Below are 7,573 nucleotides of genomic sequence, written 5' to 3'. Positions count from 1 at the left end.
GCATCCACAGTGGTGCTTGGCAGTGCCATGGCTGCATCGCCACTCAGTGCACAAGAAATCACCATTGCTGTTGCAGAGCAGCCAGAATCGCTCGACAGCTCCCATGCATATATTGCATCCCACTCGACCATTCTACGGAACATGTACGAAGCACTGACCGCTCGTGATCCGGGAACCGGGGACCTGCTGCCGGGTCTGGCAACAGACTGGGAGCAAATTGATGACCACACCTGGCATTTTCATATCAGAGAGGGTGTGCAATTTCATGATGGATCAGCCCTGAATGCCGAAGTCGCTGCATTCGGTTTGGACTGGACCTGGAATGCTGATCGCCGAGGCTCATTGTCCATACGTGGCTTTATGGGGCCGAGCATGGAGTTTCGGGCCGTCGATGAGTACGTGCTTGAAATCACACTGGCGGAACCGGATCCTTTGCTGCCCACACGGCTATATGCGTCTACTATTCCGTCCAAAAAGCAGATTGAAAACAGCGTGGACGAGTGGCTGACATCGCCAGTTGGAACAGGTCCCTATCGCTTCGTGGAATGGGACCGCGGCAACCATGTGATCGTTGAGCGTAATGAGGACTGGTGGGGTTTTGGGAATAATGACGCCCAGGGGTATCCGGAATATGAACGCGCCACATTTCTAATACGTACCGAGAACGCCTCACGGATATCCGGACTGCGTGCCGGTGAAGTTGATTTTGCAGAGCGACTCACGCCCGACGTCTGTCTGGCTGAATTGGACGATCGCTGCCTGGAAGCACCAGCCTCCAGTATCATCTTCATCAAGCTGGATAACGTGCATCCTGTGTTGGGAGATGATCGTGTTCGCATGGCGATCTCTCATGCCATGGACCGCGAGGCCATTGGCGAGGTCATTCTGGGTGGCGCCCAGCCGGCAAGCCAGCTTGTAAGCGAAGGTGTTACGGGTTTTGTAGAAGACCTTGAACCTCATGAGTTCAACATGGATCGTGCCCGTGAGCTGCTGGACGAGGCGAGAGCGGACGGCGTACCCGTAGATTCCATGCCGCTGCGCCTGATTGCACGGCAGGATTCTTTCCCGGCAAATGATCAGGTATTGGAGATTGTTCTCGAGTCGCTGAACCAGCTTGGTATCACTAACGTGAATGCGTCCATCCTCGAACCCAGTTCGTTCAATCCGACTTGGCTGACCAACTATCACGAGATTGAAGAAGACCGTGGTGTCATGGCGTTGCATCGCCATCCTGATGAGTGGTTTGACCTGGCTCCCACAGCCAGCAACTACTTTGTTTGCGATGGTGCCCCCTCTTCCTACTGCAATCCGGAAGCCGATGAGCTTTACCGTAAGGGTGCGGCCGCAACCGGGGAAGAGCGTGAACAATACTTCCAGGAATTGTCGCGCATTGTCTATGAAGACAACCCCTACATTATGATGGTAAATCAGCCTTTGTTCCATGGTGTCAATCATGAAAGCCTGGAATGGTCTCCCCGAATCGACATGTCAATCCAGCTGAAAGACATGGCTCCCGCTACCGATAATTGAGAGTGAAAATACAGGGGTCGTTTGCGACCCTGATATTCCGAAAATAAAGCGAAGAGCTGCCCTATGACTCAATTTGTATTGTCTCGGCTCGGCCAGTCCCTCATGGTCATTGCTGCTGCCCTGCTGCTGGTGTTTGTGGTAGGTGCCATCATCGGCGATCCGGTTGATCTGATGCTGCCAGTGGAAGCGTCCCAGGCGGTACGCGACGACTTGCGCCAATCACTGGGGTTTGACCAGCCATTACCAATTCAGTTCGTCGACTTCCTTGTTCGAATAAGCCAAGGGTTTGGCGAATCCATCTGGCAGAGCGCACCCGCATTGGAGTTGGTAATGCAGCGCTTACCATACACACTTTACTTGGCAGGTATTGCCCTGCTGATCGCGGTTCCGGCCTCTCTCGCTTTGGGTGCCTGGGCAGCCATTAAACCAAAATCCATCTCGGATCGAGCTATCACCGTTTTCAGCCTCGGCGGTGTCTCAGTCGTCGACTTCTGGCTTGGCCTGATGCTGATACTAATCTTCAGTATTCACCTAGGCTGGCTACCGACCGGTGGTTACGGTGGAGGTTCACTGGCTTATGTCATTTTGCCGGCTATCACTCTGGCCTACCGTTCCATCGGCCGATTGGCACAGTTTACTCGTAGTGCACTGCTTGATGAGTATGCCAAACCTTATGTGGCCACCTTGCGAGCCAAGGGGATGTCGGAACGTCGCATTTTTCTTCATACCATGCGCAATGCCGCCATACCAGTCGTAACTCTGTCTGGTGATGAACTGGCATCACTGATAAATGGTGCCATTGTCGTAGAGGCAGTTTTTGCCTGGCCCGGCATAGGCTCACTACTGCTGCAAGCTATCAATCAGAGAGACCTGTTTCTGATCGAAGCCGCCGTTGTGGTCATGACTGTCATTATTATTGTCATCAACTTCCTGGTTGACCTGACTTACACCTACATCGATCCAAAGGTGCAGCCATGACGAGTAAAATATCCAAGAGCGCACAGCAGGACGAGCTCAATGCATCGGAATCAGCCATTGCCAGACAGCGCACAGTTGGTGAAAATATCAAGCTATACAGCCTGGCGATACTGCGCGATCCAACGGCCTTGTTTGCACTGGTCTGGTTGACGCTCATCCTAGTTGCTACTTTTGGCGTGGATTTGCTTGCGCCTTTCAGCCCAACTGATCAAAGCCTTCGCTTGCGCAACATGCCTCCGTTGACACCCTCGCCGGATTCTTGGTTTCCGCATTTGTTCGGTACGGATGCGCTGGGAAGGGATGTATTTTCCCGTGTGCTATACGCTGGACAGCTTTCACTGGCAGTTGGTTTTTCCGGTGTAATTGTTTCGGGAGGTTTCGGCGTAATGATGGGGCTGATTGCAGGCTACTATGGCGGAAAAACGGACTCCATTATCATGCGAGTCGTCGATCTTCAGATCGGCTTTCCATTCCTGATGTTAGCCATCTTTTTTCTTTATGCTCTTGGCCCTGGTTTTTGGAATGTGGTTATCGTGCTGGCAATCGTTCGATGGCCGGTCTACGCGCGGGTCACTCGTGGCATGACACTCTCATTGCGTGAACAGCAGTTCGTTGAGTCAGCTCGGGTGGTGGGTTGCAGTAATCGCAGAATCATCGGTGTTCACATTCTGCCTAACCTGATCTCACCCATACTGGTACTGGCCACACTCGAAGTTGCGCGCCTGATTCTGGCCGAATCCGCCCTGAGCTTCCTTGGTCTTGGCGTACAGCCGCCAGAGACATCCTGGGGGCGCCTGATCGCCGATGGCCGGCAGTACATCTCTACTGCTTGGTGGCTGGTGGCTGTGCCCGGGTTCTTTATTTTCCTGACAGCCCTGAGTGCCAACCTGCTTGCCACTTGGGCGCGTGCAGTCACTGATCCGGTTCAGCGCTGGCGTTGGCTGGTAAAAGGACAAAAACCGACACCAGCTAAAACCCAGGCACAGGAGTGATGATGATGACGATAGAGAAAAATCTCCTGAATGTCAGCAAGCTGAAAGTCGAGTTCGACACGGAAGATGGGGTGGTATGCGCCGTCAATAACGTTGATCTGACAATCAAGCCTGGAGAAACCGTCACTATTGTCGGTGAGTCAGGGTCGGGAAAATCCGTCGCATCACAGTCGATAATCGGCACCCTGCCGACACCGCCAGCTCGGATTGTTTCCGGTCATATTGACTTTGACGGCATTGATGTTCTTTCACTGAAACCGTCAGCCCGCCGTAAACTAGCGGGATCCCGAATAGCGATGATCTCACAAGATGCGCAATCGGCGCTGGACTCAAGGTTCACCGTCGGTTACCAGATTGGAGAAATGTTTCATCATCACTGGGGTTGGAGTTGGAAGCGATCCAAGGCAGCTGCCGTTGATCTATTGAAAAAAGTTCAAATACCCAACGCTGAGGCACGGGTCAATGAATATCCACATCAGTTCTCTGGCGGTATGCAACAGCGAGCAGTCATCGCGGCAGCAATTGCCCTCAACCCACAGCTTTTGATCGCCGATGAGCCCACGACTGCCTTGGACGTGACCGTCCAAGCCGAAATCATGCAACTGCTGAAGGACCTCAAGGATGATCTAGGACTCAGCATGATTTTGGTGACCCACGATCTGGCACAAGCCTACGAAATTTCCGATCGGGTGGTGGTGATGTACGCTGGACGGATTGTCGAGCAGGGCACCCGTGCTCAGATTTTCCAGTCACCGGCACATCCCTACACTCGCGGTTTGCTGGCGGCCATGCCACGAATCGATCAGGGGAAGAGTGAGCTGTCCATCATCCCTGGCACCACTCCCAATCTGGTTAATTTACCTTCGGGTTGCTCGTTTCACCCCCGCTGCAGTTATTGCATCGCAGTGTGCAAGGCAACTATTCCAGAGAAGGTAGACGTGGGTAATCACCAGCTGAGTGCCTGCCATCTCGCAGGGGATATTAAGAGACTGGCCTCTCCTATCGCTAACGCTGATCCGGTGGCGAAGGATACGGAGGAAGCGAAATGACTATGTCTAAACCCCAGCCGCTGTTGGAAATTGACGGGCTGTATAAATCCTTCGATGTAGGCAAGCGCCGTGGCTTTCGAAGGGAAGAGCGCTTGATTCATGCCGCCAACGACGTGAACCTGACCATTGCTGCTGGAACGACACTCGGTCTGGTTGGAGAGTCGGGCTCCGGTAAATCGACTCTGGCTCGACTGGTGCTTAAGCTAGCCGATCCAAGCGGTGGCGATATCAGATTCGACGGTGAATCCATCCTGGGTATGAAGGGCGCTGCATTGAAGCGATTTCGCCAGCAGGTACAAATGGTGTTTCAGGATCCATATGGGTCACTGAACCCGCGTATGAACGTCGAGAAGCTGATATCCGAAGGCTGGGTTGTCAATCCTGAGTTACGCCCGGCTAGTCCCAAGCAGCGGGTCGCCGAGCTGATGGAGCAAGTTGGGTTACGCCCAGAGTGGAGCAATCGGTACCCTGGGCAGTTCTCTGGCGGGCAGCGCCAGCGTATTGGTATCGCTCGGGCGCTGGCTGTCAATCCGAAGCTTCTTGTCTGCGATGAGGCAGTCTCTGCGCTGGATGTTTCGGTCCAGGCTCAAATTCTAAAATTGCTCAAGGAGATACAGCAAGAGACTGGTGTGGCTTATTTGTTCATCTCCCATGATCTTTCCGTGGTTCGCCATGTGTCAGACCAGGTTGCGGTGATGCATCTGGGTAGAATTATCGAGCATGGGGATGCTAACGAGGTCTACGATAACGCCGTTCATCCTTATACCCAGGCTTTGCTATCAGCGGTTCCTCGGTTTGGCAGTTCCGCGATGGAAGAGAAGCCAAGGTTGGCCGGTGAGCCGCCTGATCCTGGAAATCCGCCGAGTGGCTGCATGTTCCGTACGCGCTGTTGGCGTGCCAAGCCAAAGTGTGCTGAGAAAAAGCCGGCATTGGAAAGACGCGGCGAATCTCACTTGAATGCATGCCACTTCCCTGGCCCGTGGATTCCGGCAGCAAACGTATCCTGATAGCGGTTTGGCGTGAAGAAAACGTCGGCTTTTCTTGAAAATAATGAACTAATTTTACTGAGAGTTTGTAATGTTTAATAATGAGAAGATATTTAACGGAAAGGTCGCAGTCGTAACTGGTGGCGCGGGCGATATCGGGTTGGCCACTGCCCTGCACTTAGGTGAGCTCGGTGCCTGTATCGCTCTTCTTGATATTGATGACGGAAAGCTCGCCGATGCCACGGCTCGGCTTAAGTCTTCAGGCATCAAGCGCTGGCCGTTCAATGCGATGTCACAGACTCGGTACAGGTCAAAAATGCCTTGGAGCAAATTATTGTTGGGTTGGGGGGTGTTGATTTTCTATTTAACAATGTTGGTTATCAAGGTGAATTTACTCCTGCTCATCAGTACTCGTTGGATGACTTTCAACGGGTGATAAATATTAATGTGAATGGGGCCTTTATCGTCCTTAGAATATTTTCCGAGTACATGGTCAGTCATGGTGGAGGTGCAGTGGTCAATACCGCAAGTATGGCCGCGATAGGTGGCCCGCCCAACATGGTTGCTTATGCCGCTTCCAAGGCTGCACTGCTAGGCATGACACAAACTGCTGCGAAGGACCTTGCACCTTACAGTATCAGGGTCAACGCCATCTCTCCAGCTTACATGGGGCCGGGCTACATGTGGACCCGGCAGATCGAGTTGCAAGCATCGGCTGGTAGCCAATACTTTGATAAGGATCCGGAAATTGTTGAACAGCAAATGGTCGGATCGATACCCATGCGGCGGTACGGAGAAATCAACGAAATTCCAGGGGCCGTAGCCTTTCTGTTAAGTGATCATGCAAGCTATATTACTGGTGTGAACATACCAATTTCTGGTGGCATAGGCTGATGTCGAATTTCACCTGGTACTGCTAACCACGGCTCTGGGTGATTTTTCAACCATGCCCAATTCCAGTACACTAGGAAGCAGGCATGTAGAGAGACGATATTTATGAAAGGTGGCAGTGATTTAATCAACAAAAAACCGGATCTTGAGGTCATCATTCCAGATCCTGGGCATGCTTTCAGGTGGCTGCAGCACGATTTTCCGGCCCCCGTCTCTAAGTGGAACTATCATCCGGAATACGAACTCCACTTGATTACGGAATCAGAGGGGCAGTCATTTGTCGGTGACCATATTGGTCATTTCTACCCCGGTGATATTTTTCTCATTGGGCCCTCTCTGCCCCACAATTGGGTCAGCAACCTAGGCTCCGAGCACGACCTCATTGAAGGTCGTGATGTGGTCGTACAGTTCGATCACAAGATTCTTGGGCAAGAGGCGCAGGCGCTTTTTCCAGAGATTTCCGTTGCCAAGAAACTTCTAGAGGATTCTAAGCAGGGGATTCGTTTCACCTCAGGCGATTTGAAGAAATCAAGAGAGCTGATTGTCAGTATGAAAGGCCGAGATGGCCTCGAAGCCCTGGCACACTTTTTCAATATTATCAGTCATCTCGCCACGCGGACTCAATGGGAAACTCTTTCCAGTCCCTATTTTTCCCCCGACCTCAACCCTTCAACTGCCAAATGGATGCAGATCGTCACCGAGTACATCATGGACAATTTGGGTGAAGAGATTCGACTATCCCACGTCGCTGCCATGGTTCGGATGACTGATTCCACTTTCTCCCGATTTTTCCGAAAAAATGCCGGGATCGGATTTTCTGACTACTTAACACGGCTGCGTATTGCGCGAGCCTGCAGCCTGTTGCGAGAGAGCGAGAAAAAGGTCGTATCCGTCTGCACCGAGTGTGGGTTCAATAATATTTCCAACTTTAACCGCAGATTTCTCAAAGAGAAAGGCATGACGCCGACCGAGTATCGTCAGTCTGCCTGGCGGCAACTGTTTGAGCAGGAGAATTGATAGTGATTTTATGTAATGGAGAGGCGCTCATCGACATGCTGCCGCGCCAAACAGCTGCAGATGAATCGGCTTTCGCGCCTCACTCAGGCGGTGCGGTTTTCAATACCTCCATCGCCCTGAGCCGGCTGGG

Annotated in this window: 6 protein-coding genes and 1 pseudogene; all 7 read left to right on the top strand. The window is 52.4% G+C overall.

Going from position 1 to position 7,573, the window contains the following annotated elements; all coding sequences use genetic code 11:
• The coding region (locus tag Q427_RS28395) for an ABC transporter substrate-binding protein (protein WP_155833735.1) at positions 1–1,530 on the top strand (1,530 nt) is incomplete at its 5' end.
• 63 nt (positions 1,531–1,593) lie between these two features.
• Positions 1,594–2,508 (top strand): ABC transporter permease, encoded by a 915-nt coding sequence (locus Q427_RS28390; protein ID WP_043518990.1) that lies wholly within the window; start codon positions 1,594–1,596, stop codon positions 2,506–2,508.
• Positions 2,505–3,500, top strand: a complete 996-nt coding sequence (locus tag Q427_RS28385; RefSeq protein WP_051496807.1) for an ABC transporter permease — start codon at positions 2,505–2,507, stop codon at positions 3,498–3,500. The genes Q427_RS28390 and Q427_RS28385 overlap by 4 nt, the downstream gene beginning before the upstream one ends.
• Positions 3,501–3,502: 2 nt before the next feature.
• Positions 3,503–4,549, top strand: a complete 1,047-nt coding sequence (locus Q427_RS28380) for an ABC transporter ATP-binding protein (RefSeq protein WP_231613984.1) — start codon at positions 3,503–3,505, stop codon at positions 4,547–4,549.
• Between the two features lie 2 nt (positions 4,550–4,551).
• Positions 4,552–5,556 (top strand): ABC transporter ATP-binding protein, encoded by a 1,005-nt coding sequence (locus tag Q427_RS28375; RefSeq protein ID WP_197030859.1) that lies wholly within the window; start codon positions 4,552–4,554, stop codon positions 5,554–5,556.
• Positions 5,557–5,626: 70 nt separating this feature from the next.
• Positions 5,627–6,429, top strand: a pseudogene (locus Q427_RS28370) (SDR family NAD(P)-dependent oxidoreductase).
• A 102-nt stretch (positions 6,430–6,531) separates the two neighbouring features.
• Positions 6,532–7,443, top strand: a complete 912-nt coding sequence (locus Q427_RS28365) for an AraC family transcriptional regulator (protein ID WP_043518987.1) — start codon at positions 6,532–6,534, stop codon at positions 7,441–7,443.
• Positions 7,444–7,573 lie beyond the last annotated feature (130 nt).

The organism is Halomonas sp. BC04 (genome assembly GCF_000568385.1).
This window is presented reverse-complemented; position numbering and strand designations above follow the sequence as displayed.

Excerpts from the sequence above, each read along its gene's own strand:
- Q427_RS28380 (WP_231613984.1), top strand. The coding sequence starts at position 3,503 with ATGATGACGATAGAGAAAAATCTCCTGAATGTCAGCAAGCTGAAAGTC.
- Q427_RS28385 (WP_051496807.1), top strand. The coding sequence starts at position 2,505 with ATGACGAGTAAAATATCCAAGAGCGCACAGCAGGACGAGCTCAATGCA.
- Q427_RS28375 (WP_197030859.1), top strand. The coding sequence starts at position 4,552 with ATGTCTAAACCCCAGCCGCTGTTGGAAATTGACGGGCTGTATAAATCC.
- Q427_RS28365 (WP_043518987.1), top strand. The coding sequence starts at position 6,532 with ATGAAAGGTGGCAGTGATTTAATCAACAAAAAACCGGATCTTGAGGTC.
- Q427_RS28390 (WP_043518990.1), top strand. The coding sequence starts at position 1,594 with ATGACTCAATTTGTATTGTCTCGGCTCGGCCAGTCCCTCATGGTCATT.